The organism is Streptomyces sp. NBC_00442, from assembly GCF_036014195.1.
Classification (GTDB): domain Bacteria; phylum Actinomycetota; class Actinomycetes; order Streptomycetales; family Streptomycetaceae; genus Streptomyces.
Genome location: NZ_CP107918.1, coordinates 3,340,407 through 3,366,621 on the forward strand (window position 1 = coordinate 3,340,407; position 26,215 = coordinate 3,366,621).

A 26,215-nucleotide genomic window follows, 5' to 3' on the forward strand; every position below is an offset into this window, starting at 1 on the left:
CCCACGGGTCCGGGGCACAGCCCCGGGAGGGGTCCAGGGGACGAAGTCCCCACGGGTCCGGGGCGCAGCCCCGGGAGCTCGGGCTTTCAACCCCGCGTAACGGGCGGGCGGGAAACGTCCCCGGGGGCGCAGCCCCAAAGGGGACCCGGGGACGAAGTCCCCGCCAGGGTCCGGGGCGCAGCCCCAAAGGGGACCCGGGGACGAAGTCCCCGCCAGGGTCCGGGGCGCAGCCCCGGGGAGCTCGGGCCTTCAACCCCGCGCAACAGGCAGCCGGGCGGGGAAGCCGCTCAGCCCTCGCCCCCCGTCACGCGCCCGAACGCCTCAAGGTTCCGCGTGGACTCCCCCCGCGACACCCGCCACGCGTACTCCCGCCGGATCGCGGACGCGAACCCCATTTCGAGAAGCGTGTTGAAGGAGCCGTCCGCTTCCTCCAGGACGACCCCGAGCAGCCGGTCGAGCTCCTCCGGTGTGACCGAGGAGAGCGGGAGCTTGCCCGCCAGGTAGACGTCGCCGAGCCTGTCGACCGCGTAACTCACGCCGTACAGACGGAGGTTGCGCTCAAGGAGCCAGCGATGGACGGCGGGCTCGTTCTCGTCCGGGTGGCGCACCACGAACGCGTTCACGGAGAGGGAGTGCCGCCCGACCCGCAGCGAGCAGGTCGTGGAAAGTTTGCGGGTGCCCGGCAGCGTCACCACGTACGCGCCGGGCTCCGGGGACTCCCACGAGAGCTCCGCGTCCTTGAGGGCCGCTTCGATGACCTGCCGCACGTCAGCCATGCCGCGAGCCTACGCGAACCCCCGCTCGCGCCCGGGGCGGGCCGGGGCGACCGGGACGGGCCGGGGCGACCGGGGCGGACCGGGCTCACCCGTGGTGGGACCGCACCCGCCGCCGGTGCTCCTGCATCGCCGCCACGTACACGTCCGCCGTCGCCGACGCCGCCGTCCCCCAGCCGAACGACTGCGCGTGCCGGGCCGCCGCGCCGCCCATGCGCTCCACCAGCGCGGGATCCGTCACGAAGCGGTGGAGGGCGGTCGCGTAGTCCTCGGGGGCATGGCCCTGGACGAGGAAGCCGGTCGAGCCGTCCCGTACCGCCACCGGAAGGCCGCCGACCGACGCCGCGACCACCGGCGTACCGGCCGCCTGCGCCTCTATCGCGACCAGGCCGAACGACTCGCTGTACGAGGGCATGACGAGCACGGACGCCGCCCGGAACCAGTCCGCGAGCCGGTCCTGGCCGACCGGCGGCTTGAACCGTACGACGTCGCTGATGCCGAGCTTGGCCGCGAGCTTCTGCAGCCCCTCCGGCTTGGCGAGGCCGCTGCCGGAGGGCCCGCCGACGACCGGCACGATCATCCGCGAGCGCAGGGACGGGTCCCGGTCGAGGAGTTCGGCCGCCGCGCGGAGCAGGATGTCAGGTGCCTTGAGCGGCTGTATGCGGCCCGCGAAGAGCGGAATGAAGGCGTCCTGCGGCAGCCCGAGCCGGTCGCGCGCCGCGGCGCGGCCGTCCGCCGGGCGGAAACGGTCGAGGTTCACGCCGGGGTGGACGACGGCGACCTTGCCGGGGTCGGCTTCGTAGAAGCGGACGAGCTCGTCGGCTTCCTCGGCGGTGTTGGCGATCAGCCGGTCCGCCGCGTTCACGATCTGCGTCTCGCCGATGACCCGCGCGGCGGGCTCGGGGGTGTCGCCCTCGGCGAGCGCCGCGTTCTTGACCTTGGCCATGGTGTGCATGGCGTGGACGAGGGGCGCGCCCCAGCGCTGCGCGGCGAGCCAGCCGACGTGGCCGGAGAGCCAGTAGTGGGAGTGGACCAGGTCGTAGTAGCCGGGTCTGTGACGTGCCCAGGCCGTCATCACCCCGTGCGTGAAGGCACAGAGCTGGGCGGGCAGCTCCTCCTTGGCGAGGCCTTCGTACGGGCCCGCGTCGATGTGCCGGACCAGCACGCCGGGCGACATCTCCACGGTCGGCGCGAGCCCGCCCGTGGTGGCCCGCGTGAAGATCTCGACCTCGATGTTGATCGCGGCGAGGCGCTTGGCGAGCTCGACGATGTAGACGTTCATGCCGCCCGCGTCGCCGGTGCCCGGCTGGTGCAGCGGTGAGGTGTGGACGCTGAGCATCGCGACCCGGCGGGGCTTGCGGTGGCCGCCGGGCAGCCTGAGCCGGGGCGGGCCCGCCAGGGTGCCGGCGAACCGGGACACGTACTGGCTCACGTCGGGGCCCTCCTCGGCTCGGGGCACTTCCTCATGGCACGGAGTGGGCATGGGCATGCGGGTATGCCCCTCCAAAGCCCCGAACACCGGAATCCGTCCTTTCATTTCCACTTTGCCAAAAACTTGCCGGACACGCCGGGCGGGGCGTCCGGCGGAGCGCGGAAAGTATGGAGCGGCCCTCGGCCCTGCCCGGGGCGGCGCGTCCGCGGCAGACACGGTTCGCCCCGTCCGGGGCGGCACGGCGGACACGGTTCACCCCGCCCGGGGCGGCACGGCAGGCACGGTTCGCCCGCCCGGGGCGGGGCCGGCCGGCGCCTACCCTCGTCCTATGGCTCCACCCGCCCCGCCCGCGAAGCGCCCCGTCGGCACCGTCACCCGCGGCACCACCAATCCGAACCGGCTGCGCCGCATGGACCGCTGGATCGCCGACGCGCACGGGGCGGCGCTGCGCCGCGCGGATGCCCCGCTCGCCGTCGACCTCGGGTACGGGGCCGCCCCCTGGACCGCCGTGGAGCTGTTGCAGCGGCTGCGCACCGCCGCGCCGGCCGTCTCGGTGACCGGCATCGAGATCGAGCCCGCCCGCGTCGCCGCCGCCAAGCCGTACGAGCGCGAGGGCCTCACCTTCCGCCACGGCGGCTTCGAGGTCCCGCTGGCCGAGCCCCCGATGCTGATCCGCGCGGCGAACGTCCTGCGCCAGTACGACGAGGGCGAGGTGGCCGCCGTCTGGGCCCGGCTCTGTGCGCGGCTCGCGCCCGGCGGGCTGCTGGTCGAGGGCACCTGCGACGAGATCGGGCGCCGCCACGTATGGGTCGCGCTCGGCCCCTCCGGCCCGCGCACGGTGACCTTCGCGACCCGGCTCGGCTCCCTCGCCCGCCCTTCCGACCTGGCCGAACGGCTGCCGAAGGCGCTGATCCACCGCAATGTGCCGGGCGAGCCCGTACACGCGTTCCTGCGCGACTTCGACCGGGCGTGGGCGGCGGCCGCCCCATACGCCTCGCTCGGCGCGCGGCAGCGGTGGATCGCGTCCGTGCGGGATGTGTCCGCCGACTGGCCCGTCACCGACAGCGTACGGCGCTGGCGGCAGGGCGAGGTCACGGTGAACTGGGCGGCGCTCGCGCCTCGTTGAGGCGGGCTCGATCCGGTTTGCGCGCGTAGGCGAGGACGCCTCACGCGCCCTCCGCACCTCCTGTCGTCGTCGCGTCTCGCCTTGTCGTCGCGTCTCGTCTCGTCGTCGTGTCGTCGTCGCGTCGTCGTCTTGTCGTCGTCGTCCAACGGGTGAACTCCCGTGGCCCGCGGAACGCGTGGCGCTCGCGGTTCGTCAGACGGGACGGAACGGACGAGTCGTGTCGGGGCGTACGGGCGGAGGAACGGAGGAACGGGCAAGGGGGCGTGCCCCGTCCGGCGCCCGGCACCTCTGTCGTTTTGGCCGGGGTCGTGGCAGCATCGCTGCCATCGGTGTGATGTTACTGACGGTAAATCACATCTGGAGTGCCCGGTGTTCCGGTGGGGTCCGCAGTTGGCTGGAGGGGGAGTTCTCAGTGTCGAAGAAGCGCCGCTTGGCGGCCGCGATCGCCTTGGTGGGTGCGTTGACCGCATGGGCCGCGCCGGGAACGGCGTTCGCCGATCCGTCGCCGAAGCCGACCCCGTCGGCCACCGCGCCGGCCCCGGCGTCCGGTGCCCCCCAGACCCTGGAAGAGGTGGGGAAGCAGATCGACGACCTGTACCGGCAGGCGGCCGTCGCCACCGACGCGTACAACCTCGCCGAGGAACAGACCAAGGCGCAGTCCGCTCAGATCGTGAAGCTGGCCCAGGAGACGGTGAAGGGTCAGGAGAAGATCAAGCGCCTGAAGGACCAGGCGGGCGCCACCGCGCGGATGCAGTACCGCAACGGCGGCCTGCCGCCCGGCGCGCAGCTGATGCTCAGCGGCGACCCCGACGGCTTCCTGAACGGCGCCGATCTGCTGCGCCAGGGCCAGCAGGCCGCCCAGGGCCTGCTCGGTGAACTGAACAGAACCCAGGCCGACTTGACGGCCTACAGCAAGGACGCCACCGAGCAGTGGAAGAACCTGGAGGCCAACCGGGTCAAGAAGGAAGCCGCGACGAAGGCCATCACCGAGAAGATCGCGGCGGCCGAGAAGCTCCAGTCCGACCTGAAGGAGCAGGAGCGTCAGCGCCTGGCCGACCTCGAGCGCAAGAAGGAGTTCGACGCGCAGACGGCCTGGCTGAGCACGGGCGTCCTGAAGGACATCAGCACCGACGCGAGCGAGCAGGGCAAGAAGGCCGTGAAGTTCGCGACCGACCAGATCGGCAAGCGGTACGTGTGGGGCGCGGCCGGTCCCGACACGTTCGACTGCTCGGGGCTGACCTCCCAGGCCTGGATCGCGGCCGGCCGCGGGATACCGCGCACCTCGCAGGAGCAGTGGGCCCAGCTGCCGCACGTCGCGGTCAAGGACATGCGCCCCGGCGACCTCGTCATCTACTTCGCCGACGCCAGCCACGTCGGCATGTACATCGGTGACGGGGCGATCGTGCACTCCCCCCGCCCCGGCCGGACCGTGACGATCACCGGAGCGGGCACCATGCCGATACTCGGCGTCGTCCGGCCGGACAAGTAGGCGCCTGCCCGCCCGCGCACCTCGGCGGCGTCCGGGCGGGCAGGGTCCGGGCGGCGGCACGGGCACAGCCCGGCCGTCCTACGGCCACCGCGCTACCGGCGGTACGGGCACCCCGCAACTTCCTGGGGCCCCGACAAATCGGGCATGCGGCATATGCCAACCGACTGCTAGTGATGAACGACCCATCACCATTCCGCCGCACCGGTCGATGACGCTAGGGTCCCGGCTGGTGGGGCGCCGACCGGCGTCCCTCCGCGCCCTCGGGGGGAGGGAAGGAATCCGGAACCGACGATGCCCGCATCCCAGCACGTACCCGTACCGCACCAGCGAGCCGCCCCGGAGGCCCAGACGGGCAGCGCCGACAGTCCGCTCAACCTGCTGGTCATCGAGGACGACCCCGCGGGCACCTTCACCGTGCACGAACTGCTCGACGAGGCCGGCACCCGGGTCCGCATCCGTACCGCCCGCAATCTCACCGAGGCCGAGCGGCTGCTCACCGACGACATCCACTGCATACTCCTGGATCTCGCACTGCCCGGCCGCGACCCCGACGACGAGCTCGCGGCCCTGCGCCACCTGCTCCACCTGGCCCCGCGCCACGCCGTGCTCGCCCTCACCCCGTCCACGCACGCGGAACGCGCGGCGGAGGCGGTCCGGGTCGGCGCGCAGGACTACCTCTTCCGCGACGAGCTGGACGGCAGGCTGCTGAGCCGTGCCATCCGGTACGCGGTGGAGCGCAAGCGCGCGGACACGGCCCAGTACAAGCTGGCCGAGTCGCGGCTGCGCGCGCAGGAGAACGCCCGGCTGGAGCGCGGGCTCCTGCCGACGCCGCTGCTCGACGGCTCGGACCTGCGCTTCGCGGCCCGCTACCGCCCCGGCCGTTCCCGCGCCCTGCTCGGTGGCGACTTCTACGACACGGTGCGCACGCCCGACGGAACCGTCCACGCGATGATCGGCGACGTCTGCGGCCACGGTCCGGACGAGGCGGCCCTCGGGGTCGAACTCCGCATCGCCTGGCGGGCGTTGACACTGGCGGGGCTCTGCGGCGACGAGCTGCTCTCCACCCTGCAGGAGGTCCTGGAGCACGAGCGCGACAGCGAGGAAATATTCGCGACGCTGTGCACGGTCGACATCGCACCCGACGGCCGCAGGGCCGGCCTCTGCCTGGCCGGCCACCCCTCGCCGCTGATCGCCCTGAACGGCCGCGCCCAGCTGCTCCCGTACGAGAACAGCGGCCCGGCCCTCGGCCTGCTGCCGCGCGCCCGCTGGCCGCGCCGCCAGGTCGAACTGGGCCGGGAATGGGGCCTGTTGATGTACACCGACGGCCTGATCGAGGGGCGTACCGGCGACGGCAGCCAGCGCCTCGGACAGGACGGAATGCTGGAGATGATCAATAGTCAGCTGGCGTCCGGGCTGCGCGGCGACGCGCTGCTCGAAGCGGCGGTCACCCGGGCCCGTGAACTCAACGGCGGCGAGCTGACGGACGACGTGGCGGTACTCCTCCTGGAACGCAAGCGCCCCGAGGAGCGGCGGGCCTGAGACCAGCCGTGCGCCCCCGGCGGGACCGGCGGCGCACGAGCGTGCGGGCGTGTGAGCGGCTGAGCATCCGGGGCGCCGAGACGCTCCGAGGCACCGGAGGCACCCGGGCGTCCGAGGGTCAGCGACCGCCGTTGTACGGCCCGTACGGCCCGTCGCTGCTGGAGCCGCCGCCGCGACGACCGCCCCGGCCGCCGCCGGAGACCTGCCGGAGCGCGGGGCGCACGTCGACCATGAACACGATCGAGGCGACGAGCCCGGCGAGCTGCAGGAAGAGCATCGGCACGAACAGGTTCACCACGACGGTGATGCCGAGGATGATCAGCCAGAAGGGCTTGGTCTGCTTGCTCGCCGCGCGGTACGCGTCCTCGCGGGCGATGGCGGCGAAGACCAGCGCCACCACGGCGATGACGAGCATCGCGAGATAGAGCAGCGAAGTGAGAAGGCTGAATCCCGTGAGCAACATGCCGTGCACCGCCTAGTGAGTCCTGCTGGGAATGGTCTGTCGGGTCGTGGGGGTGGAGCGCGCCTCGCGGCCAAGGTACTAGGACAACGGGGCGAGCACCGCGAAGGTGCCCGCCCCGGCATCCGGTCCCGGCCCGGCGGCTGCGTCCGTCGCACCCACCGCGCCCGGTCCGCCTATTCCGCGGACTTGGACGCGGTCTTCGGCTTCGCCGTGGTCTTGCGCGGGGCGGCCTTCTTGGCGACGGGGGTGTCCGTCGCACCGGCCGTGGCCGCGGCGCCCGCCGGGGCGCCCGTTCCGGCGGTCTCGGTCGTGGCCGGGGTCACGTCCTTGACCCGGGGCTCGTCCGTCGCGGCCGGGGCGTCGCTCGTGGGCTCGACGGCGCCGGCGATCTCGACGATCTCGTCGGCGGCCTCGCCGCGCCACTGCTTGACGACGTCCTGGCCGTGCTCGGCCACGGAGTCGTAGCCCTCGCGCGCCTTCACCGCGTACTCGGCGAGGACGCCGACGCCGCGCAGGGCCAGGTCCTGGGCACTCTCCCCCAGCTTCTTGAAGTCGCCGTCGAGCGCGCCGAGGAACTCGTTGGCGCGGGTGGTGACGGCGGCCTGGACCTCCTTGGCGCGCGCGGTCGCCTTCTCCTGCACGGCCTTCGGGTCGGTGCGGCGCACGGCCTCGATGCGCTCGGGCGCCTCGGACTGGATCTTCTCGATCAGGGCCGGAACCTTCTTGGCCTGCTGCCCCGCGAGGTCCGCCGTCCCGGCGAGGAAGTAGAGGGGGGTGGGGTCGGTGAGGGTCTTGCGCAGGTCATCGGTGATGGCCATGTCTGTCCTCCCGGATCAGTGCTCAGTTGCTCGCTTGAGGGTGGTCGGCATCGCTGCCGTCGGCTGCGCCGTCGGTGTCCGTCGTGTCGTCGAGCCCGTTCTCCTTGCGGAAGGACCCGTAGATCTGGAGCAGAACCTGCTTCTGACGTTCGTTGAGCGAGGGGTCGGCGAGAATGACGCTCCGCGTCTCCGCGGCCTCGGGAGACCTCTCGTCGAGAATCCCGGCCTGCACGTACAGCGTCTCGGCGGAGATCCGCAGCGCCTTCGCGAGCTGCTGCAGAATGTCCGCGCTCGGCTTGCGCAGCCCGCGCTCGATCTGACTCAGATACGGATTGGACACCCCGGCGGCATCGGCGAGCTGCCGCAGCGACAGCTGCGCGGTGCGCCGCTGCTCGCGCAGGAACTCGCCGAGATTGCCGACGTTGAGCGATGCCATGCCCCGAGACTGCACCACCCGCGCTAACTTTTGCAAGCACCCGCTTGCAAAAGTGTGCCACGCCACGTTCCCGCGCCGCTGTGACTGAGCGCTCCGATTCCACTTGAGCAGGGCGACCGTCCCTACGACTCGCGTCCGCGACACCCCTCTGAGCGCGCTCTGCCGGCTACCGCCTTGAGGATCGGACCGCGAGTAACAGGCCTCTGCACCACGGCGCCTGCACGTAGATGGCCCCAACGGAGCGGAGCGAGCAACACGTACTGGAGTAGCTGGACATACGCAGAGTCGATCTCCAACTTGCTCCGGAAATTAAGAACTTATTCAGCGTGACAGGTAACTGCCTGATAATTTCGATGAGTTGAACGATGTCATGAAGCGCAGTCGACTCGATCAGGGGCTGTAGTGAGCATCAACGTTGACCCACTGCGTCTGTCCAAGCCGCAGGACTCCAGCACCTACCTGGCGATCAAAACGCCTCAGGGGGGCCGCGTCGTCTACAGCACGCGCGTCCCGCTTCTCGACCTCCCCACCCTCCTACCCGTCCCTGACCCGAACAACGTCGACAAGGACAACCGGAAGGTCGATCGTCTTCACGCCAAGCACTTCGGTGAGTACCTGGACGCCAAGCAGGACTGGGTTGCCCCCGCTCTCTTGGCGCGCGACGGCGGGGGCTGCACCTTCGAGAAGGTGGACGAACACGGCGCTGTCGGCTACCTCACGGTCCCGTGGGCCATCGGTGGCATCTCCTCTCTGCGCACCATCGACGGCCAGCACCGCGTGCTCGGCGTCTCGATCGAGAAGCAGCGCATCACCGACGCCATCTCCGCCGTCGACCGTGAGATGGCGCGCAGGCTCAGCCCGGAGAAATCCGCAAAGCTAGAGGCAGAACGGGAGCGGCTCATCAGCCAGATGAACCGACTGAAGGCCGAGTACATCGGCCTGGACATCTACGTCGAGCTAGACCCGATCAAGGCCCAGCAAATGTTCGTTGACGTTGCCGACAACGCCAAGGGCATCAGCAGCGCCGTCCGTGCCCGGTTCGACAGCTACAAGGTCGCCAACCGCACCCTGTCCGACGTCATCGACCACCCGCTGCTGAAGGGAAGGGTCGACGCCGAGCAGGACCGTATGACCCTGAAGAACCCAAACCTGATGGGCGCCAAGCACGTTGCCGACATCACCCGTGCCGTCATCGCCGGTGCCGGCGGTCGGATCAGTAAGAAGGCTGAGCAGACCCTGACCGACGGCGAGGTCATCGAACAGGTCAAGGACTTCCTCGATGTCATCTCCAACGCCTTCGCCGATCTCGCTGCCATAACCGAGGACGACCCAGAGGCGGATCGCCAGGCCGACGAGCTGACCATGTCGCAGAAGCTTCGCCGGAACTCACTGCTCGGCTCGGTGGGCATGCTGCGCGTCCTGGGCGGGGTGTTTCGCGAGCTGCGCGCGGGGGACAACCCGGCGGAACTCGACGACATCACCGAGTTCTTCAAGCGCCTCAACCCGCACATGTCCGCGCCAGTTGCCGAGAACAGCATCTGGCGTACCACCGAGGTAAACGTGGACTTTGAGCCGAACGCCGCCGCGCCCATCATGCGGACCCAGAACATCGTGCACCTCGTTGGTGTGGTCACCGGCTGGTACAAGAAGGCTCCTGCCGCTCTGTAGCCGATCGCAGGACCATGGGCGGCGCCTCCTGCGCTGGGAACGGCGCCCGTCGTGATACGCGTCGCCGCCGGCAACGACATGTTGGAGCATCCGGACGCTGTCGTACGCGGCTCCTGAGCCTCGCCGGACTACCGAACGAGTAGACCGCGCCCACTATGAAATCCACCCCAGCGCCCTTGGCGGGCACTCACGTGAAGAGCTGTCATGGACTTGAGCAGCAATCCGCTCGCGCATCGAACGATCCTCACCGTTCCGAGCGCGGAGAACCCCTTCCAAGCAGTTCGCCGCATCAGTGCGCAGTGGCTTACTGGAAAGTTCGGCAGCGCCCCGCTGACGTCCGGGCATCATCACCTCGATGAGGTCTCGGTGTTGACCAACCATGCTGCCTACCTGGCAGACGGCTCCGAACACGCGATACGCCTCCAGCTGCGAGAGGACAAGGCCGAGGCCACGTGGCGGACGACGATAACCGCCGTCGCGTTCGAGGACCTCTCCGCATTGCTCACAGTCGGCCTGGAGGTTTTCCCCAACGGGAACGCGCAGCTGGCTCCTGGTAGACCTGGCCTGGTTCGCAACCTCGTCCAGGATCTGGGGCCCACGGATGGACCGGCGAGGCTGACCCTGGAGCCCCAGGGTGTGGACGCGGAGGGCGTGGGCCCGTTGATCGACGTGCTCTGTGACCCCTCACGCCGCATGCCGGTGATCGTGGCAGCCCAGCCTCTCCGTCCCAATGCGCTGTGGTCGACTCGACTGCGGCAGGCGATGCTGCAATGCGCCGGTGCGGCCTCGCTGTATGCCCTTGCAGACACCGAAGCCGTCGATGCATTCCGCGAGGCGATCGGCGAGTACCACCGCGTCGCCCCGGGAGCCGTACGTACGTTTTTGACCGAGGTGGATCCGGCGTGGCCGAAGGATGCCTCTCGTCACCGTTTCTTGACCGTGGCTCGGATGAGCGATACCCAGGATCGGGCGTGGTTCGGGCTCGCGCGTACTGTCCAGCGCCTTTCTACCGAGGCCCCGGTGCCCGAGGCACTGCGCACGCTCTCCTTCCCGGATGACGTGGGCCGGCGTCAGCGCGAGGAGCGACAGGCCGCTCTGACATCCGCACGGCCCTCCGAGGAATTGGTGGGGGTACGCAAGGACGTCGAGGAGCTCAGGGCCCTGCTGGCCCAGGCCGATGAGGAGTTGAAGGAAGCAGCACGCACCGCCGACCTGTCGGCCCGGACCGCAGCCTCCCTGGAGGAGCAGCTGCACGCGGCCGTGGAACGGGCAGACGGGGATATGGAGGAGGCCTTGCGGGCGCTGGACGACGTCGAGCGGGCGCGGGCGGAGGCAGACATCCTGCGACGGCGCCTTCGTGACGTAGGCCGCTATGACGACACCGTCGTCCTGGAGCCGCCTCCCGGCGTTCCGGACTCGTTCGAGGAGCTGTGGGAGCGGCTGGAGACCTTCGATGGCGTTCAGGTCACCGCTGACAAGAGCAGGGCCCTGGAACTGGATGACGCGGAGCGGGCCCGCGTGTGGGCGGCGAAGGCATGGAACGCCTTGAGGGCGCTGGACTCCTATGCGCATGCAGCCGGTCAGGGGTTCAACGGCGGTTTCTACCAGCACTGCACGTCGGACCGTCCAGGGGCGGTGAACTGGCCGCTCAAGCAGCTGGCTGCCGTCGAGTCCGACACGACAATGAGCAGGTGGGGCGCGGAGAGGATCTTCGCTGTCCCCTTGGAGGTGGACTCCTCGGGACGCACGGAAATGCAGGCCCATCTGAAACTCGACTCCAAGGGAAGCACATCGCCGAGGATCTACTTCATGGACGACACGAAGGGTGCCACCGGAAAGGTGATCGTTGGTTACGTCGGCCCCCACCTGACCAACACGAAGACCAACTGACACGGGGCATGAAGATCAACGCGCTCAGAGCGCGAAGGTCGATGATGTACTGGGCCCCGCCTCCGTCATCCGAACGTATGCGTCGAGGTCGATGCAATGGGGATCGGGATCGGGCGAGTCATGGATCGCGGCTGGCCATGGATGTCCGAAGCATGCGTCAGTCATGCGGCCGAACGCATAGGGGCTGAGCTGGCTGCCCAATCAATTCCTGTGGCTACCAGCGGTGTTGGCGCTCGTATGAGTCGAGGTCTCCAATCGATCGCCTTTCGGTGACCTCGACAGCCTCCGCGTCATGGCAATCCGCGCTCGTTCCGGGCTGAGAGCGTTCAGTGCCGAGACGGCAGTGGCGTCAGCTGCATCGGAGCTGATCATTAGGCTCCGCTCATGACCAGCAACCCCGGATTCACCTGCTCGTGCTGTGGCAGTCACCACGCCGAGCCAGCGATGAACTACTCGGCCACCGCCCCCCATGTCTGGGAACCGAGCTTCGCCGACTCTGCGGACTGCCTTCTCTCTTCGGATCAGTGCGTGATCAAGGCGCAGCACTACTTCGTCAAGGGTCTGGTCGAGATACCGATCATCGGCAGCGACGAGGTGTTCTCCTGGGCCGCATGGGTCTCCCTGAGCAGGGACAACTTCGCCCGATCCGCAGACCTTTGGGACACCGCGGGGCGGGAAGCCGAGGAGCCGTACTTCGGGTGGCTGTCCAGCGACCTCTTCCTCTACTCGCCCAGCACCATCAACCTGAAGACCCGCGTCCACACCCGCCCCATCGGGCAGCGTCCCTTCATCGAGCTGGAGCCGACCGACCACCCTCTCGCAGTTGAACAGCGGAACGGCATCACCCTGGAGCGCGTCCGTGTGATCGCCGAAGCCGTTCTCCACCCCACCGACAGCGAATCCAAGTGACGTCGAACGGGCTGCTCACCTAGCGTTCCGCCCATGACCACCACACCGGACGACGACACCGACGAAGCGCCCAGCGTGACCATCCGCTGCCAGGTCAACGCCTCCGTCGGCGTGGCCTTCTGCGACCGGTTCAGCTTCGACGCGGACTCCGTGCACTATGCCGTCGAGCTGCGGGCCCCGGGCCTGACCGCTCGCGTCGACGAGGTCGTCGCCTGGATCTGGGACAGCGATCTCACCACGTTCCTGGAGGCGCTCGCCGCGGACTACCGGGGATGGGACGGCGAACGGAGCTGGCAGACCAACGACCGGGACCTGACAGTGTCGGCCGTCTTCCGTTCCGGCGGCCACGTTGGGCTGACCTGGGCCGTGCGACCCTGGCCACAGGCCGCCGACGGCTGGGGTGCCTCGGTGACGACCTGGCTGGAGGCCGGCGAGCAGATGACTTCCCTGGCGGCCGATGTTCGGGCCTTCCTCGCCGAGGAGCACCAGTGACATCCGTCCTGCGCATCACCTGGACGCCGGCGGGCTCCGGGTGGGCCAGCTGCACCCTTGAAGATCACCAGGCGAAGGTCGAGCTCACCGCGTCCTGCCTCACCAGTGCGCCCGAGGAGTTCCTGACCGCGGTGGCCCGGCTCGTTGCGGGCGAGGCGGAGACCCGCGCCCAGTTCGAGGCCGAACCGACCGCGTATCGGTGGATCTTCTACCGCGAAGGCGCGGACACCTGGACCCGCGTACTGGAACTGCGTCACGGCGGCGATCACGACAACAAGGGGACCGAGATCTGGTCCGGCCAGCTCGGCATCGACCAGCTCGCCCGCGCCATGATCCGCTGCTTCGATGAGGTCGCGCAGACCTACGGCGAGAGCGGCTATCGGGGCAAGTGGGGCGAACATTTCCCACGAACCGAGCTCGAGGCCCTCAGACGCCTCTGGCACGCCCACCACCGCAGCGACGACACACAGCCGCAGCCGGCCGCTGCTCAGGTTGAATGAGCCAGGCCAGCCACGACGCCGACCTCGCGCACCATCCGCACGGTGTCAAGGAATGGGCACTCGATCCCGCTGCCGCCGAGCGCCTTTGGGCAGTCTCGACCGACCTGCTCCGCGTCTGACCTCTCGACGCCGCGACACTGCCACGTCCGGTCTTCCCCGGCCCCCGGCTGAGCCCGGCAGAGCCCGGCAAAAAATCGGTGTCCCGCCGCCGACCGTCTCGCTAGGGTCTCGGACCGATGATGCACGAGAACGAGATTCCGACCGACGCCGCGTTGGTGCGGCAACTTCTCACACACCAATTCCCGCAATGGGCGGATCTGCCCATCGGTCCGGTGGAATCCGCGGGCACCGAGAACGCCATTTACCGGCTGGGCGACGAGCTCGTGGTCCGGTTGCCCCGGATGCAGGACGCTGTCGGCCAAGTGGAGTTCGAACAGCGCTGGTTGCCACGGCTGGCCCCGTCCCTGCCTGCTTTGGTGCCCGAACCGATCGCCGTGGGGCAGCCGGGACACGGGTATCCCTTCCCGTGGGCGCTCAGCCGCTGGATCGAAGGCTCGCACCCTGCCACCAGGCCGGACGAGGCGCCGGACGGAGGCCGGCTCGCCAGAGACCTCGGCGAGTTCGTCACAGCACTGCGCAAGACCGAGACCACGGGGGCCCGTTCCGGCTACCGGAGCGTGTCCCTGCGCACCCGCGACGCCTCCGTGCGGGAGTGGACCGCCAAGGCGGCGGACGACGTGGACGCCTCCGCCCTCCTCTCCGCCTGGGAACGAGCCCTCGATCAGCCGGAGTGGGACGGACCACCCCAGTGGACACACGGCGATCTCATCCCCGGCAACATCCTCGTCAACGACGGTCGGCTCCGTGCGGTGATCGACTTCGGCACCGCCGGCGTGGGCGATCCGGCCTGCGATGCCATGGCGGCCTGGACGGTGCTCAGTGCGGAGTCGCGGGAAGCCTTCCGCGCGGCGGGAGAATTCGACGACGCCGCCTGGGCACGCGGACGAGGCTGGGCACTCACCTTCGTCAGCGGGATCGATTACTACCGTCACACCAACCCCGCCATGGCCGAGCTGGGACACCGCGCCGTATCCGAGGTCCTCGCAGATCCGGCCGGATGACGCGGCGAGGGGCACGGAGACGTACCCACCGTTGCACCGCGCCGTGACATACCCGGACTCGGCGGAGACAGGAACAACCGGTCGAGGCTCCACTGGTCCAGGCTTCGGGCAAGCGAGGGGTGCTCACGTTCCGGCCGGTGTCCACGTTGCTCCCCCTGAGCGGGTGGGCGGCACACGGGGTCGCGGCGGTCGACGCGGTCGGGTGACACGCGTCGTCGCGTGCCCGTGCGCGGTCAGGACGGCTGGACCCGGTCGAACACGGCGAGGGCTTGGGCGGGGTCCGGGCTCACCAGGCGGTCCAGGCCGGCCGTCGTGATCTTCGACCATCGGGCGGCCCGCGTACACATCCGGTCCTCGAAGGCGCGGACGGCCTGATCCAGGTCCGCGGGACCGGAGGCGATCGTCTCGGCGAGCTCGGCGCCCTCCAGCATCGCGAGGTTCGCGCCCGCCCCCAGCGGAGGCATCAGATGGGCGGCGTCGCCCAGGAGCGTCACGCCGGGGACATGGGTCCAGGTGTGACCGACGGGCAGGGCGTAGAGGGGCCGGTGGAGGAAGGCGGTGCCGCGGCGCAGGAGGTCGAGGACGGGCGCGGCCCAGCCGTCGAACAGGGCCAGCAGGCTCGATCGCACGGCCTCGGCGTCGCCCAGGTCCAGGCCCAGGTCCGCCGGCCAGTCCCGGGGCGCGCGGAACTGTGCGTTGACCTTCACGTGGCCGCCGCTGTTGCGCTGGGCGACGAGGTTCCGGTTCTCGCCGTACACACCCATCGAGCCGTCACCGATCAGGCGGGCGAGGTCGGGGTGGCGGGTGTCGACGTCGTCGAGGGAGGTCTCGACCGAGGTGACGCCGGTGTAGTGCGGCGTCACCGGCGACACCGCCGGGCGGGTCCGCGACCAGGCGCCGTCCGCACCGACCACGAGGTCGTACGCCGCCTGCCGCCCGTCCTCGAACATCACCCGTACGCCGTCCCGGCCGCCCGGCACCACCCGCGTCACCCCCCGACCCCATTGCACGTCGAGCGGGCCGAGCAGCAGGTCACGAAGGCGCCCTCGGTCGATCTCCGGGTTGGCCGTCTCGTCCGGGCCGGGCAGCCAGTCGCGCAGGACGGTTCCGTCCGGGGCCAGGACGCGCATGGCCTGCCCCTCGGGGCGGGACAGCGCCCGGAACTCCGCGAGCAGCCCCGCCTTGTCCAGCGCGAGCTGGCCCAGCCCTTCGTGCAGGTCGAGGGTGCCGCCCGAGGGACGCGCGTCCGGGGCGGGATCGCGTTCGAGGACATCCACCAAGTGGCCGTGGCGGAGCAGGACACGGGCAAGGGTGAGGCCTGCGGGGCCGCCCCCGACCACAGCGATACGATGTCTCATGTCGATACACTGTATTTCCGCGCGGCGTCACCCCGCAAGGGACGGCAGCAGGACAGCGGCGCAGCCGCAGCGCAGCGCAGCGACCGGACAGAACAGCACAGCACAGCACAGAAACGACCGAACAGAACGGAACGGTGGACCATGACCGTCTGGGACCGGCCGGAGCCGCCGGCGCGCCCCGTGCCGCTCGACCGGGAGCGGATCGTCGCGGCCGCCATCGCACTGGCCGACGACGGCGGACTCGACGCGGTGTCGTTGCGCAAGGTCGCCGCCCGGCTGAACGCCGGCCCGATGCGGCTGTACGGGTTCATCGCCACCAAGGCGGAACTGCTCGACCTCATGGCGGACGAGGTCCAGGCCGAGATCCTCCCCGAGATCGTCCCCGAGGAGCAGGCCCGGAACCGGACCGAGGAGCAGACCCGGAACCGGACCGGGAAGCAGCCCGAGGAGCGGCCCGGCCACTGGCGGGAGGCGCTGCGCACCCTCGCCCATCGCACCAGGCGGGCCGCCCTCCGTCACCACTGGCTGGCCGACCTGCTCGGTGGTCGCCCGGCCCTCGGCCCCAACGGCCTCGCCGTCACCGAGGCCAAACTGGCCGCCCTCGACGGCCTCGCCGACGTCGACACGGTCATGCGCGCGGTGGAAACCGTCAGCGCCTACGTCACCGGCGCGATCAGGCGTGAGATCGCGGGCCTGCGGGCCGAGCGCGCCACGGGTCTTTCCGAGCCCGAGTGGCAGCGCGCCTCCGGCCCGCATGTGACGAGAATGCTGGCCACCGGCCGCTTCCCCGCGCTGGCCAGGGCGGTGCACGACGCCACGGACGTGGACGCCGAGACGTCCTTCACGACCGGCCTCGACTGGGTCCTCGACGCGGTGGCGGCCAGACTCCCCCAGAACCCGGAGTCCCCCTTGTACTAGGCGCCCTGCACTAGGCGCGGTTGACTAGGCGCCCTGCACTAGGCGCGGTTGCCCGCCTGCTTGAGGGTCTTGATCACCGGCGCCGTTTCGAGGTGGGTGATGGCCGGGAGCGCGGCGACCCGCGTGGTCAGGTACCGGTACAGCTCCCGCTGCCCGGCGCACAGCACGCTCGCGTACAGGTTGCTCCTGCCGGTCGTGGCGGCGGCGAACGCGACTTCCGGATGCTCCGCCAGTGCCAGGCCGGTCTCCTCCAGGTGGGCAGGGGCGACCGAGAGCCAGAGCAGGGTGCGGGTGGTCACGCCGAACATGCGCCAGTCGACGTCGATGTCGAGGTAGAGCAGGCCGTGTTCGCGCAGCTCCCGCATCCGGCGCCGGACCGTCGTCGGCGACCAGCCCGTCGCCCCGGCCAGCTCCTCGAACCCGGCCCGCCCGTCGATGGCGAGTACGGCCAGCAGCCTGCGGTCGCCGTCGCTGAGCCGCACCGGTCCCTCCCGGTGCGGCAGGGCGGGCGGGGTCAGCCGCTCGATCGCGTCCGCGTCCAGTGCGCCGAGCTTGCCGATCAGGCTGTCGGGGCCGCCGTAGAAGGCGTGCAGCACACAGTGCGCGGTGACGCCCTCCACGCGCGGGGTGCGGGGCAGCTTGGCCAGCAGCAGCGCCTCGCTGTCCGCGTCGTTCTCGGTCCTGACCACGGCGGTGAGTTCGGTGCCGCCCGAACTGAGGCTCACCCAGGACGTGTCGGGCCGCCGGGCCAGCGCCTCGGCGACGGCGAGCGACGCGGCGGGCGCGCATCGCACGCGCAGCAGCCACGGGACGGTGCCGAGCACGACCGGGGCGATACCGCCGAGCACCCGTACCGCACCGGTGGCGCGCAGCCGCGCGTAACGGCGGGCGACGGTGCGGTCCGACACGCCGAGTGCCTCGGCGATGGTGCTGAACGGGGCGCGGCCGTCGATCTGGAGGGCGTGCACGAGCCGCCGGTCGAGGTCGTCGTAGTCGGATTCCACCGGGCCGAGGCTAGTCCGTGTCAAGTACCGCTGAAAGTGGGCTGGTTGCTGGCTGCCGAGGGCGGCCGGGGCGAGCGTTGCCCGTGTCCCGATCGGGACGGACCCCGACGGATCCAGGCCGGCTCGCGCGGCCCCGGGTCCCGCCGAACGGAGGAGGACCCATGGACACCGATGTGCTCGTCGTCGGCGCAGGCCCCACCGGAATGACGCTGGCCGGCGAACTCCTGACCGCGGGGGCGTCGACCGTCCTCGTCGACAGGCTGCCGCGGCGCAGCGACCTGTCCAAGGCGGGCGGCGTGCAGTCCCGCACCCTGGAGGCCTTCGACCAACGTGGGCTCCTGGAACCGCTGTTGGCCACCGGCGATCACCCCGTCTCTACGGGCCATTTCGCCGGCATCCCCCTCCCGGACCAGCCCGGCCGACACCATCTGCCCTGGCGGTCGGTGCCGCAGGTGGTGATCGAGGAGCTCTTGGAGCGCCATCTGGCCGCGCGCGGCGTGCACATCCGACGGAACCACGACCTCGTCGGCCTCACCCAGGACGACGCCGGAGTCCCCGACGCCGGAGTCACCGACGCCGGAGTCACCGCGAACGCCGTCACCGACGCCGGAGTCACCGCCACGTTCGCCGACGGCACCACCGTGCGCTCGCGGTACCTCGTCGCCGCCGACGGCGCCCACAGCACCGTACGGTCGCTGCTGCGGGCCGCGTTCCCCGGTGAGCCCGGCACCTTGACGATCATCGCCGCCGATGTGCGGCTCGGCGGCGCCGATCCGTCCGCCTCCCACACCTGGACCGAGGACGGGCACTGGGCGGCGCTGTTCCCGCTCGGCACCGACCCCGAGGGCAGGCCGCTGCGCCGGCTGGTCCTCGGCGGGCCGGGCCAGTCGCTGCCGAGGGAGACCCCGGTCACCGAGGACGACATACGCCGTGGCCTGCGCACCGTGTTCGGTACGCAGACCCACCTGCTCGAACTGCGCTACGCCCGCCGCATCACCAACGCCTCGCGCCAGATCGAGCGGTACCGGCACGGGCGGGTGTTCCTCGCGGGGGACGCCGCCCATGTCCACCTCCCGCTCGGTGCGCAGGGCATGAACACCGGGATCCAGGACGCGTTCAACCTCGGCTGGAAGCTCGGCGCGGCGGTGCGCGGCCGGGCCCCGGCCGGCCTGCTCGACACCTACCACGCGGAGCGGCATCCCGCCGGGGCCGCGGTCCTGCGCAACGTACGGGCCCAGAGCCTGCTCATGGACTGGGCGGGGACCCGTGAACCGGACGTCCTCGCCGCCCGGGAGATCTTCACGGACCTGGCCCGACTGCCGGACGTGCGGCGCCATCTCGCCGGTCTCATGTCCGGGATGGCCACCCGCTATCCGATGCCGGGCAGCGAACTCCATCCGCTCGTCGGCCTTCCCGCGCCGGACCTGGACCTCGGCGCGTCCGGCCGGGTGCACGAACTGCTGCGGTCCGGACGCGGCCTCCTCCTGGACCCGGCCGGCACGTACGCCCAGGCCGTCGTCCCCTGGTCGGACCGCGTGGACCGGGTGGGCGAGGCCGGCCTGGCGGGCAGCGACACCGGCACCGGCGCCGAGCCCATGCTCATCCGGCCGGACGGGTACGTGTGCTGGGCGGGCGCGGGCGGCGCCCGCCCGGAACCGGCACTGGCCCACTGGTTCGGCGACCCCCGCTGAGCCGACGGCCGAAGGGCCCTCGCCGGCACCGAGGGCGACGGTGGACGGTGGGGTGATCACCAGGGCGGCGCGGGGGGCCTGCACCAGTGCGCGAGGGGCCCGGTGACCGTGAGGCTACGGGTGTCCGCCCGGCCCTCCGTGAGGAAGCACTCCATGAAGATGTACGATCCCAACTCCCCCCATCCATCGCCCAGTTCGCCCACACGGCGTCGCGGGCCCCGGCGCCGCACGGGACTCCACGTGGCAGCCGTCTGCTGCGGCCTGCTGTTACTCGGCCCGGCCGTCGCCACCGCCGCGCCCGCCCCACGCCCGCCGGCTCAGCAGAACGAGCGCGGCCGGGGCGCCCTGGTCTCCGCCGAGAAGCTGTACACGCTGGCCACGCCGGAGGCCGTGACCGCCGAACTGGGCGCGGCCGGGTTCGGGTCGGACGGGGTGCGGTACGGCGTGGTCGCGTACCGGCTGCTCTACCGGACCGTCGACCCGCACGGCGTGCCGACCACGGCGAGCGGCCTGCTGGTGCTGCCGCTCACCCGCGCGGAACGCCTCCAGACGGTCTCCTTCGCGCACGGCACCGCCGTCGACAGGAACGACGCGCCGTCCATGCCCGGCGGCCGGTTCGGCTCCGCACCGGCGATCGCGCACGCCGCTTCCGGCGCCGCCGCGGTCGCCCCGGACTATCTGGGCATGGGCGAGGGGCCGGGACCGCACCCGTGGATGGACATCGGGTCCGAGACGACGGCCTCCCTCGACCTGCTGCGCGCGGCCCGCGCCTTCGCGCCCCGCGCCGGCCACACGCTCGACCGCTCCGTCATGGTCACCGGGTTCTCCCAGGGCGCATCGGCCGCCCTCGGCCTGGGCCGGGCCCTCACGGCCGGGCAGGACGACTGGTTCCGGCTCACGGCGCTCGCCCCGGTCAGCGGCGCGTACGACTTCGGCGGCACGGAGCTGCCCGCGCTGCTCGGCGGCCGGCTCGACGCCAAGTCCGGTGTGGTGTACGCCGCGTACACGCTGATCGCGTTCAACCGGCTGCACCACCTCTACGACCGCCCCGACGAGGTGTTCCGCGCCCCGTACGCCGACACCGTCGAGGCGCTCTTCGACGGCGGCCACACCGGCGAACAGGTCATGGCCGGCACCCCGGACACCCTGGACGAGCTGCTGACCGACCACGCCCGCGCGCTGCTCGCCCACCCCGCGGGCGCCCTCGCCGACGCGCTGCGCACCACCGACGCCGTCTGCACGGACTGGACGCCGAGCGCCCCGGTACGGCTCTACGAGGCGAGCGGCGACGAACAGGCGGTCACCGCCAATACCGACCGCTGCCGCGCCGCACTGGCCGGGAACGGCGTGAGCGTCCCGGTCGTCGACGTCGGCGCCCTCGACTACCAGGACTCCCGGCACCTGGGCTCCGACGTGGCGTCCGTACCGTCGATCGTGCGCTGGTTCAGCGAGCTGCGCGGAGCCTGACCGGCCCCGGCGGCCCGTGCCCCGAAGGCGGGTGGACAATGAACGCGTGCTGATCATGGAAGCCGTCCTGGAGACGTACGACGTCGGGGACTTCACGCTGTGGCCCGTCGCCGCGCCGCGCCCGGACCGCCTCCTGCCGCTCTCCGGCCGGATGTCGCCGGAGGAGGTCGGGGCGGCGATGGCGGTTCTTGCCGCGTACCACTGCGACGACGAGGCCGACGACGTACCCGACGCCGAGGCGGATGCCGAGGCCGATGGGGGGCGGGCCGCCGTCCGCGCGCTGCGGCACCTGCTGAGCGTCGATGTCGTGACGGCGCCTGGCGGTCTCGCCCTCACGGACACCGCCGCCGGCATCACCATCGCCCCCGGGTGCTGCTTCGGCCTGGAGAACTGGCGCGACTGGTCCGGGCTCGGCCAGGACCAGGAGGTCTGGCTGGGTCACGACACCGTCGCACGCGTCGAGCGGCTGGGCGATCTGGTGCGGGTGTGGCCCGACACGACCCCGCCGGCGCCCGCACCCATCGCCCTGCGCCCTGCGGAGTTGACGGAGCTGCTCGGCGGCGTACGCGAACAGCTCACGGCGTTCCTGTCCCTCGCCCACGCATGGACCCGCGACCACGCCCCCGACCTCGCGCCCGCCCTCGTCACCAAGCTCGCGGAGGACCTGAACGTCCGGGGGCCGCTGACGCGAGCCTGATCACGTCGCTTACGGTGCAAGGGAGTTGACCCGCAGCCGGTTGACCCGGGGCCGGCCCGGTCAGGACGACGCGGACGGACCCTCAGCCGCCTTCACGTCCTGCATCGCGGTCAGCCTCCGGACGAAGACGATCGCGAGGATGGCTGCCGCGGCGCCCAGCGCGTCGGAGAAGATCATGAAGTCGGTCGCACGCCGGAGCTCGTCCAAGGTGTCGGCGTTCCTGCTCAAGGCCCAGGCCGCCCGGCCGATCAGCAAGCTGGTCATCCACACGCCCCACCAGACCGTGAGCGGCCGCTGGGAGACCGCGCGCCACGAACCGTCCGGGGCGGTCTGGGCGCTGGCCGTCCAGATCTCGCCGGCGACCTGGTACGGGATCCACAGGTTGGCGATCGGGATGAACCAGCCGCCGATGGTCCAGCCCCTGCCGCGCGTGCACACGTCGGCGGCCAGGACGTCGGCGTTGGTGCGGACGCGGTGGAACCAGATGATGAAGACGGCCGCCGTGGCCAGCAGGGCGAGCGTCTGGAGGTTGCCGGCGTTCGCGTAGAGCGCGTCGGCGTGGCGGACGTCGGCTCGGCTGTGCGACCACGGATCACCGATCACGCCGTGCTGGACGAATCCCCGTACACGGCGAGGACGTAGACGGCGGCCGTAACCGCCAGCAACACACTGGCGGCGGTGGCCAGGCCCTGCGCAGGGCGCAGGGCGGTGGTGGGTGGCGGCATGGCGGCAGGCTGGTACTGCATGATCGAGAACCCCCCCGGGTCTTGAGCGACAGCCCTCGCTACGGCGCGGGACCGGAGGGAAGTAAAGCCTCCCCGCGCGGGCCCGTCAAAGAGATTCGGCGGGGCGAAACCCCCGGCAGGACATGCGGTCGGAGCATGCGGCCAGGGCTGCCGTCAGGGCTGCGGCCGGGGCCGCGGTCAGAACATGTCCGGGCACCACGGCCGGCCCTCCGTCCGGAAGAGGGCGTCCGCGCGGGCGGCCGCCCCCGACCGTTCCTCCGTGACCCGGCCGAGCGCCAGCAGCCGTGCCACCGACTCGTCGCCCAGGTAGAGGGAGGCCAACTCCTTTGCGTTCAGGGTCAGTTCGGCGCTGCGGGTGGTGGGAGTGCACCGGGCGCCCGTGCCGCTCGCCTCCAGGAGGTAGCGGCCCGCCGCCGGGCCGGAGTCGTCGATGACCTCCAGGACGAGAGCGCCCTCGGCGGCGTACGTGCGCGCCTCCAGAACCCGTACGACGTCGAGCAGCCGCAGCCACAGGAAGTCGGCGTGGGTGACGATCCTGGCCGCGCGCGGGTTCGGGAAGTACTGCGGGAGCAGGTCGTCGGGGGCGCGGTAGCCGGTGCGCACCGTGCGGATCCAGTCGATGGAGCACACGTAGTGCCACAGCGCGCGGTCGGCCTGGGGCGTCAGACCGATGAGGCCCTTCACCGTCGCCGCGTTCTCGGGCAGCTTGGCGTCGCTCCACCGCTCGTCGGCCGTGTACGCGACGATCCCGGCCGGGTCGCCGTCCGCCGTGCGGTACACCGCGAAGAAGGGCTCGGTCCAGGGGCCGTCACGGCGGGAGGCACCGGTGGCCAGGTCCCACCAGCGCCGGTCGCGGCTGATCGCACCGGCCCGGGTTGGCCGGAACTGTTCGAACACCTCGGGGCCGAGCTTCGCCGCCTCCGCCGGATCCACCAGATCCACGCGCCCGCCGTCGGCCGGGCGCGACCAGTTGGGGTCGAGCCCGGTGCGAGCCGTGTCGATCTCCCACTCGGTGAGCCAGGTCGCCGGGCCGTACCCGTACCGGCCGTAGATCGGGTACTCGGCGGCGATCAGCGTGGACGCGACCTCGCCGCGCTCCCTGGCCGCCGAGAGATCGGCCGCCATCATCCGGGTCAGCAGGCCGCGCCTGCGGTGGGTGGGCGAGACGGTGACGGCGCTGATCGCGCTCACCGGCAGCGCGGAGCCGCCGGGCACCGTCAGCTCCTGCGCGAAGGACCGGAACGTGGCCACGCACCGGCCGCCGTCGAAGCCGGCCTGCACCCGGTCGAGGTCGCTGTTGGCCCGCAGGTCACGCGTGTACTGCTCGCTCACCACCGGCGGCCGCAGGAAACCCACCTGGACCGCCTTGAGCCAGTCGGCGAACTCGGCTTCGGTGACGGTACGGACCTCGATGTCGGGCGTGGCCGGGGCGCTCATGGCGGCCACGCTAAGCGGACCGGCTCAGAATGTCGCCCGAATTTCGCCGACCTCCGCGGCCCCGCCGAGCAGCGGCGCCCGGCCGATCCGGTCCACCACCGGAGCGTCCACGCCCATCAGGCGCAGCGCACGCGCCAGGATCGGGCCGAGCGCGCGGATCGCACCGTCGTCGACCTTGAAGGCGAGCGCGCGGCCGTCCGCGAGGGCGACGGCCTGCACGGCCTCGGCGCCCATCTTCGACAGCGTCCCCGGCACCTCGCGCATCAGCCAGGTGTCGGGCCGCCGCGTGCCGGCCACGTACTCGGGGTGGGAGCGCATCGCCGCGGCGACCCGGCCCTCGACGGAGTCCGGCTGCGCCGTCGCGAAGGTGCGGAAGGCGCGGGCGAGGCCGGTGAGGCTGATCGCCATCAGCGGCGCCCCGCACCCGTCGGTGCCGACCGAGGCGACCGGCTCGCCGGCCGCGGCCTCGACGCTCTCGTGGACCAGGCGCTGGAGCGGGTGCGCCGGGTCGAGGTAGCCGGCGAGGCCCCAGCCGTTCTGCTTGCAGGCCGCGAGCATCGCGGCGTGCTTGCCCGAGCAGTTCATGGTGAGCCGCTCGCGGACGTGGCCGGCGGCCAGGTACGTCTCGGCCTCCGTGGTGTCCAGCGGCAGGTCGGGCGGCGTCTGGAGGTCGTCCGGGGTCAGCCCGTGCTCGGCGAGCATCTTGCGGACGAGATCGAGGTGGAAGCCCTCGCCGGAGTGGCTCGCCGCCGCGATGGCCAGGCGCTCACCGGACAGATCGAGCCCGGCCCGCAGCACGGCGGCGGCCTGCATCGGCTTGTTGGACGAGCGGGGGAAGACGGGTGCCGCCGGGTCGCCCAGCGCGAACTCGACGCTGCCGTCGGCCGCGAGCACCACCAGCGAGCCCCTGTGATGGCCCTCGACGAATCCGGAACGGACGACTTCGGCGAGGACCGGGGGTATCGGGGACGTCGAGGACACGGCGGTCATGGGGTGCGGCCTTCCGGACGGGTGACCCGCCCCGGAGGGATCGCTTCCGCGCGGACGGGTCAGATGAGCAAATCGTCTACTTGTGCTTCCCCATCACGGTACCTGCGGGCGATCTCCGCGCTGCAATCGTCGGCGGTCCGCTGGAGCTGCTGCCGGCGCCGCGAGACCTGCTGCTCGTAGCGGATCAGGCGCCCGGTCGCGGTGTGCAGCTCTTCGTCCGTACGGGCGGCGAGGTCGGAGAGCTCGATCTCGGCGTCCATCTCGGCGGCGAGGACGCGGTACTCCTCGCTGCGCGGCGCGGAGAGCGTGACGTGGCGGGCCGATGCCCGGTGCGAGGACGGCGCGTCGGTGAGGATCTCGGCGAGCCGCTCCACCACCGGCGCCTGCGGCCCGGTGCGCCGGGCGAGCTCGGCCCGCAGGATGTCGATCCGGCCGTGCAGGAGCCGGCGCACGTAGCTGAGGTCGGCCTCGTCGCGCTGGGCGTCCCGGCGCAGCACGCGCAGCTCGGCGAGCCGGAGCGCGGCCAGGTCGTGGTCGCGCTGGGGCGGCAGGGCGCCGCCGGCCCACTGCGTGGCGGGTCGTACGGCGGGACGCGGGCTGGTCCGGGTCAGCGATACGGGACCGGGCGAGCGCCCGGCGCCTGATGCGTTCATGCGTCTTTCCGTCCCCTCGACCGGTGCATGGGTTCTCCCCCGGGCCCGAAGGGGCGTGGGGGAAGCACCGCCTGTACGCATCGTGCCACTCCGGGTACGGCACGTGCAGGTGCACTGCACCCGTTCAGCCGCTCGGAATCCGGACGCGCCCGTGGCATAGGTTGGGGCGCATGCGAGCGGTGGTGCAGAGGGTCGACGGCGCGAAGGTCGTCGTGGCGGGCGAAACGGTCGGGGAGATCACGGGCGAGGGCCTCTGCGTCCTGGTCGGAGTCACCCACGGGGACACCGAGGACAAGGCGGCGCAGCTCGCCCGCAAGCTGTGGTCGGTTCGCATCCTTGAGGGCGAGAAGTCCTGCTCCGACGTGAATGCACCCTTGCTGGTGATTTCGCAGTTCACCCTCTACGGGGACGCCCGCAAGGGCCGCCGCCCCACGTGGAACGCGGCCGCCCCGGGCGGGGTCGCGGAACCCCTGGTCGACGAGGTCGTGGCCCAACTCCGTGCGCTGGGCGCCCGGGTGGAGACGGGCCGCTTCGGCGCGGACATGCGGGTGTCCCTCACCAACCACGGCCCGTTCACGATCGTCGTCGACGTCTGAGC

26 protein-coding genes and 1 pseudogene are annotated in these 26,215 nt (G+C 71.5%); 15 read left to right on the forward strand and 12 right to left on the reverse strand.

Annotation, left to right across the window (positions count from 1 at the left end):
- Nucleotides 1–287: 287 nt before the first annotated feature.
- Nucleotides 288–776, reverse strand: a complete 489-nt coding sequence (locus OG432_RS15075) for a YbjN domain-containing protein (RefSeq protein WP_328311453.1) — start codon at nucleotides 774–776, stop codon at nucleotides 288–290.
- An 85-nt stretch (nucleotides 777–861) separates the two neighbouring features.
- On the reverse strand, nucleotides 862–2,205 hold the full coding sequence (gene mshA, locus OG432_RS15080) for a D-inositol-3-phosphate glycosyltransferase (RefSeq protein WP_328311454.1): 1,344 nt from the start codon (nucleotides 2,203–2,205) through the stop codon (nucleotides 862–864).
- Between the two features lie 328 nt (nucleotides 2,206–2,533).
- On the opposite strand from mshA, the gene OG432_RS15085 reads away from it, so the two are divergent.
- From OG432_RS15085 to OG432_RS15095, 3 genes are all read left to right on the forward strand, one after another.
- Nucleotides 2,534–3,331: a class I SAM-dependent methyltransferase gene (locus OG432_RS15085; RefSeq protein ID WP_328311455.1), complete on the forward strand. Its 798-nt coding sequence runs from the start codon at nucleotides 2,534–2,536 to the stop codon at nucleotides 3,329–3,331.
- 412 nt (nucleotides 3,332–3,743) lie between these two features.
- Nucleotides 3,744–4,820 (forward strand): C40 family peptidase, encoded by a 1,077-nt coding sequence (locus OG432_RS15090; protein ID WP_328311456.1) that lies wholly within the window; start codon nucleotides 3,744–3,746, stop codon nucleotides 4,818–4,820.
- 291 nt (nucleotides 4,821–5,111) lie between these two features.
- Nucleotides 5,112–6,359: a PP2C family protein-serine/threonine phosphatase gene (locus tag OG432_RS15095; RefSeq protein ID WP_328311457.1), complete on the forward strand. Its 1,248-nt coding sequence runs from the start codon at nucleotides 5,112–5,114 to the stop codon at nucleotides 6,357–6,359.
- A gap of 118 nt (nucleotides 6,360–6,477) precedes the next feature.
- On the opposite strand, the gene OG432_RS15100 is transcribed toward OG432_RS15095, so the two are convergent.
- The 3 genes from OG432_RS15100 to OG432_RS15110 all read right to left on the reverse strand — a co-directional run bounded on the left by OG432_RS15100 (nucleotide 6,478) and on the right by OG432_RS15110 (nucleotide 8,076).
- Nucleotides 6,478–6,822 (reverse strand): DUF2516 family protein, encoded by a 345-nt coding sequence (locus OG432_RS15100; protein WP_328311458.1) that lies wholly within the window; start codon nucleotides 6,820–6,822, stop codon nucleotides 6,478–6,480.
- A gap of 173 nt (nucleotides 6,823–6,995) precedes the next feature.
- Nucleotides 6,996–7,640, reverse strand: coding sequence for a hypothetical protein (locus OG432_RS15105; protein WP_328311459.1), 645 nt, complete (start codon nucleotides 7,638–7,640; stop codon nucleotides 6,996–6,998).
- 22 nt (nucleotides 7,641–7,662) lie between these two features.
- A complete protein-coding gene (locus OG432_RS15110) occupies nucleotides 7,663–8,076 on the reverse strand; it encodes a helix-turn-helix domain-containing protein (protein WP_328311460.1) in 414 nt (137 codons plus the stop codon).
- Nucleotides 8,077–8,478: 402 nt separating this feature from the next.
- On the opposite strand from OG432_RS15110, the gene OG432_RS15115 reads away from it, so the two are divergent.
- The 7 genes and pseudogenes from OG432_RS15115 to OG432_RS15145 all read left to right on the forward strand — a co-directional run bounded on the left by OG432_RS15115 (nucleotide 8,479) and on the right by OG432_RS15145 (nucleotide 14,656).
- Nucleotides 8,479–9,744, forward strand: coding sequence for a DNA sulfur modification protein DndB (locus OG432_RS15115; RefSeq protein ID WP_328311461.1), 1,266 nt, complete (start codon nucleotides 8,479–8,481; stop codon nucleotides 9,742–9,744).
- A gap of 204 nt (nucleotides 9,745–9,948) precedes the next feature.
- Nucleotides 9,949–11,634 (forward strand): hypothetical protein, encoded by a 1,686-nt coding sequence (locus tag OG432_RS15120; RefSeq protein ID WP_328311462.1) that lies wholly within the window; start codon nucleotides 9,949–9,951, stop codon nucleotides 11,632–11,634.
- 444 nt (nucleotides 11,635–12,078) lie between these two features.
- A complete protein-coding gene (locus OG432_RS15125; protein WP_328315116.1) occupies nucleotides 12,079–12,543 on the forward strand; it encodes a DUF2199 domain-containing protein in 465 nt (154 codons plus the stop codon).
- Nucleotides 12,544–12,576: 33 nt separating this feature from the next.
- Nucleotides 12,577–13,035 (forward strand): DUF6228 family protein, encoded by a 459-nt coding sequence (locus tag OG432_RS15130; protein ID WP_328311463.1) that lies wholly within the window; start codon nucleotides 12,577–12,579, stop codon nucleotides 13,033–13,035.
- Nucleotides 13,032–13,535 carry a hypothetical protein gene (locus OG432_RS15135; protein ID WP_328311464.1) on the forward strand — a complete coding sequence of 168 codons (504 nt, stop codon included), beginning with the start codon at nucleotides 13,032–13,034 and terminating at the stop codon, nucleotides 13,533–13,535. Before OG432_RS15130 ends, OG432_RS15135 begins: the two co-directional genes overlap by 4 nt.
- Before the next feature lie 11 nt (nucleotides 13,536–13,546).
- A pseudogene (locus OG432_RS15140) lies at nucleotides 13,547–13,654 on the forward strand (SDR family NAD(P)-dependent oxidoreductase); the annotation flags it as partial.
- 117 nt (nucleotides 13,655–13,771) lie between these two features.
- Nucleotides 13,772–14,656: an aminoglycoside phosphotransferase family protein gene (locus OG432_RS15145; protein ID WP_328311465.1), complete on the forward strand. Its 885-nt coding sequence runs from the start codon at nucleotides 13,772–13,774 to the stop codon at nucleotides 14,654–14,656.
- Nucleotides 14,657–14,889: 233 nt separating this feature from the next.
- On the opposite strand, the gene OG432_RS15150 is transcribed toward OG432_RS15145, so the two are convergent.
- Nucleotides 14,890–16,014 carry an FAD-dependent oxidoreductase gene (locus OG432_RS15150; protein ID WP_328311466.1) on the reverse strand — a complete coding sequence of 375 codons (1,125 nt, stop codon included), beginning with the start codon at nucleotides 16,012–16,014 and terminating at the stop codon, nucleotides 14,890–14,892.
- 141 nt (nucleotides 16,015–16,155) lie between these two features.
- On the opposite strand from OG432_RS15150, the gene OG432_RS15155 reads away from it, so the two are divergent.
- Entirely contained in the window at nucleotides 16,156–16,932 is a 777-nt protein-coding gene (locus OG432_RS15155; RefSeq protein WP_328311467.1) for a TetR/AcrR family transcriptional regulator, read from the forward strand.
- Between the two features lie 38 nt (nucleotides 16,933–16,970).
- On the opposite strand, the gene OG432_RS15160 is transcribed toward OG432_RS15155, so the two are convergent.
- A complete protein-coding gene (locus OG432_RS15160; RefSeq protein WP_328311468.1) occupies nucleotides 16,971–17,936 on the reverse strand; it encodes an Lrp/AsnC family transcriptional regulator in 966 nt (321 codons plus the stop codon).
- A 161-nt stretch (nucleotides 17,937–18,097) separates the two neighbouring features.
- On the opposite strand from OG432_RS15160, the gene OG432_RS15165 reads away from it, so the two are divergent.
- The 3 genes from OG432_RS15165 to OG432_RS15175 all read left to right on the forward strand — a co-directional run bounded on the left by OG432_RS15165 (nucleotide 18,098) and on the right by OG432_RS15175 (nucleotide 21,791).
- Entirely contained in the window at nucleotides 18,098–19,627 is a 1,530-nt protein-coding gene (locus OG432_RS15165; RefSeq protein WP_328311469.1) for an FAD-dependent monooxygenase, read from the forward strand.
- 240 nt (nucleotides 19,628–19,867) lie between these two features.
- The gene (locus OG432_RS15170; RefSeq protein ID WP_328311470.1) at nucleotides 19,868–21,094 is read left to right on the forward strand and encodes a lipase; all 1,227 of its coding nucleotides are present in this window, start codon (nucleotides 19,868–19,870) and stop codon (nucleotides 21,092–21,094) included.
- Nucleotides 21,095–21,140: 46 nt separating this feature from the next.
- Entirely contained in the window at nucleotides 21,141–21,791 is a 651-nt protein-coding gene (locus OG432_RS15175) for a hypothetical protein (RefSeq protein WP_328311471.1), read from the forward strand.
- 60 nt (nucleotides 21,792–21,851) lie between these two features.
- On the opposite strand, the gene OG432_RS15180 is transcribed toward OG432_RS15175, so the two are convergent.
- The 5 genes from OG432_RS15180 to OG432_RS15200 form a co-directional block, all read right to left on the reverse strand.
- Nucleotides 21,852–22,394: a DUF4328 domain-containing protein gene (locus OG432_RS15180; RefSeq protein WP_328311472.1), complete on the reverse strand. Its 543-nt coding sequence runs from the start codon at nucleotides 22,392–22,394 to the stop codon at nucleotides 21,852–21,854.
- Complete coding sequence (locus OG432_RS15185; protein WP_328311473.1) at nucleotides 22,391–22,537, reverse strand: hypothetical protein; 147 nt, start codon at nucleotides 22,535–22,537, stop codon at nucleotides 22,391–22,393. The genes OG432_RS15180 and OG432_RS15185 overlap by 4 nt, the downstream gene beginning before the upstream one ends.
- Nucleotides 22,538–22,714: 177 nt before the next feature.
- On the reverse strand, nucleotides 22,715–23,974 hold the full coding sequence (locus OG432_RS15190; protein ID WP_328311474.1) for a GNAT family N-acetyltransferase: 1,260 nt from the start codon (nucleotides 23,972–23,974) through the stop codon (nucleotides 22,715–22,717).
- A 24-nt stretch (nucleotides 23,975–23,998) separates the two neighbouring features.
- On the reverse strand, nucleotides 23,999–24,964 hold the full coding sequence (locus OG432_RS15195) for an asparaginase (protein WP_328311475.1): 966 nt from the start codon (nucleotides 24,962–24,964) through the stop codon (nucleotides 23,999–24,001).
- 59 nt (nucleotides 24,965–25,023) lie between these two features.
- Nucleotides 25,024–25,617: an RsiG family protein gene (locus tag OG432_RS15200; protein WP_328311476.1), complete on the reverse strand. Its 594-nt coding sequence runs from the start codon at nucleotides 25,615–25,617 to the stop codon at nucleotides 25,024–25,026.
- Nucleotides 25,618–25,787: 170 nt separating this feature from the next.
- On the opposite strand from OG432_RS15200, the gene dtd reads away from it, so the two are divergent.
- On the forward strand, nucleotides 25,788–26,213 hold the full coding sequence (gene dtd / locus OG432_RS15205; protein ID WP_328311477.1) for a D-aminoacyl-tRNA deacylase: 426 nt from the start codon (nucleotides 25,788–25,790) through the stop codon (nucleotides 26,211–26,213).
- Nucleotides 26,214–26,215 lie beyond the last annotated feature (2 nt).

Coding starts and splice junctions, on each gene's coding strand:
- OG432_RS15075 (WP_328311453.1), bottom strand. CDS start 776: ATGGCTGACGTGCGGCAGGTCATCGAAGCGGCCCTCAAGGACGCGGAG.
- OG432_RS15085 (WP_328311455.1), top strand. CDS start 2,534: ATGGCTCCACCCGCCCCGCCCGCGAAGCGCCCCGTCGGCACCGTCACC.
- OG432_RS15095 (WP_328311457.1), top strand. CDS start 5,112: ATGCCCGCATCCCAGCACGTACCCGTACCGCACCAGCGAGCCGCCCCG.
- OG432_RS15100 (WP_328311458.1), bottom strand. CDS start 6,822: ATGTTGCTCACGGGATTCAGCCTTCTCACTTCGCTGCTCTATCTCGCG.
- OG432_RS15105 (WP_328311459.1), bottom strand. CDS start 7,640: ATGGCCATCACCGATGACCTGCGCAAGACCCTCACCGACCCCACCCCC.
- OG432_RS15110 (WP_328311460.1), bottom strand. CDS start 8,076: ATGGCATCGCTCAACGTCGGCAATCTCGGCGAGTTCCTGCGCGAGCAG.
- OG432_RS15120 (WP_328311462.1), top strand. CDS start 9,949: ATGGACTTGAGCAGCAATCCGCTCGCGCATCGAACGATCCTCACCGTT.
- OG432_RS15125 (WP_328315116.1), top strand. CDS start 12,079: ATGAACTACTCGGCCACCGCCCCCCATGTCTGGGAACCGAGCTTCGCC.
- OG432_RS15130 (WP_328311463.1), top strand. CDS start 12,577: ATGACCACCACACCGGACGACGACACCGACGAAGCGCCCAGCGTGACC.
- OG432_RS15145 (WP_328311465.1), top strand. CDS start 13,772: ATGATGCACGAGAACGAGATTCCGACCGACGCCGCGTTGGTGCGGCAA.
- OG432_RS15150 (WP_328311466.1), bottom strand. CDS start 16,014: ATGAGACATCGTATCGCTGTGGTCGGGGGCGGCCCCGCAGGCCTCACC.
- OG432_RS15155 (WP_328311467.1), top strand. CDS start 16,156: ATGACCGTCTGGGACCGGCCGGAGCCGCCGGCGCGCCCCGTGCCGCTC.
- OG432_RS15165 (WP_328311469.1), top strand. CDS start 18,098: ATGGACACCGATGTGCTCGTCGTCGGCGCAGGCCCCACCGGAATGACG.
- OG432_RS15185 (WP_328311473.1), bottom strand. CDS start 22,537: ATGCAGTACCAGCCTGCCGCCATGCCGCCACCCACCACCGCCCTGCGC.
- OG432_RS15190 (WP_328311474.1), bottom strand. CDS start 23,974: ATGAGCGCCCCGGCCACGCCCGACATCGAGGTCCGTACCGTCACCGAA.
- OG432_RS15195 (WP_328311475.1), bottom strand. CDS start 24,964: ATGACCGCCGTGTCCTCGACGTCCCCGATACCCCCGGTCCTCGCCGAA.
- OG432_RS15200 (WP_328311476.1), bottom strand. CDS start 25,617: ATGAACGCATCAGGCGCCGGGCGCTCGCCCGGTCCCGTATCGCTGACC.
- dtd (WP_328311477.1), top strand. CDS start 25,788: ATGCGAGCGGTGGTGCAGAGGGTCGACGGCGCGAAGGTCGTCGTGGCG.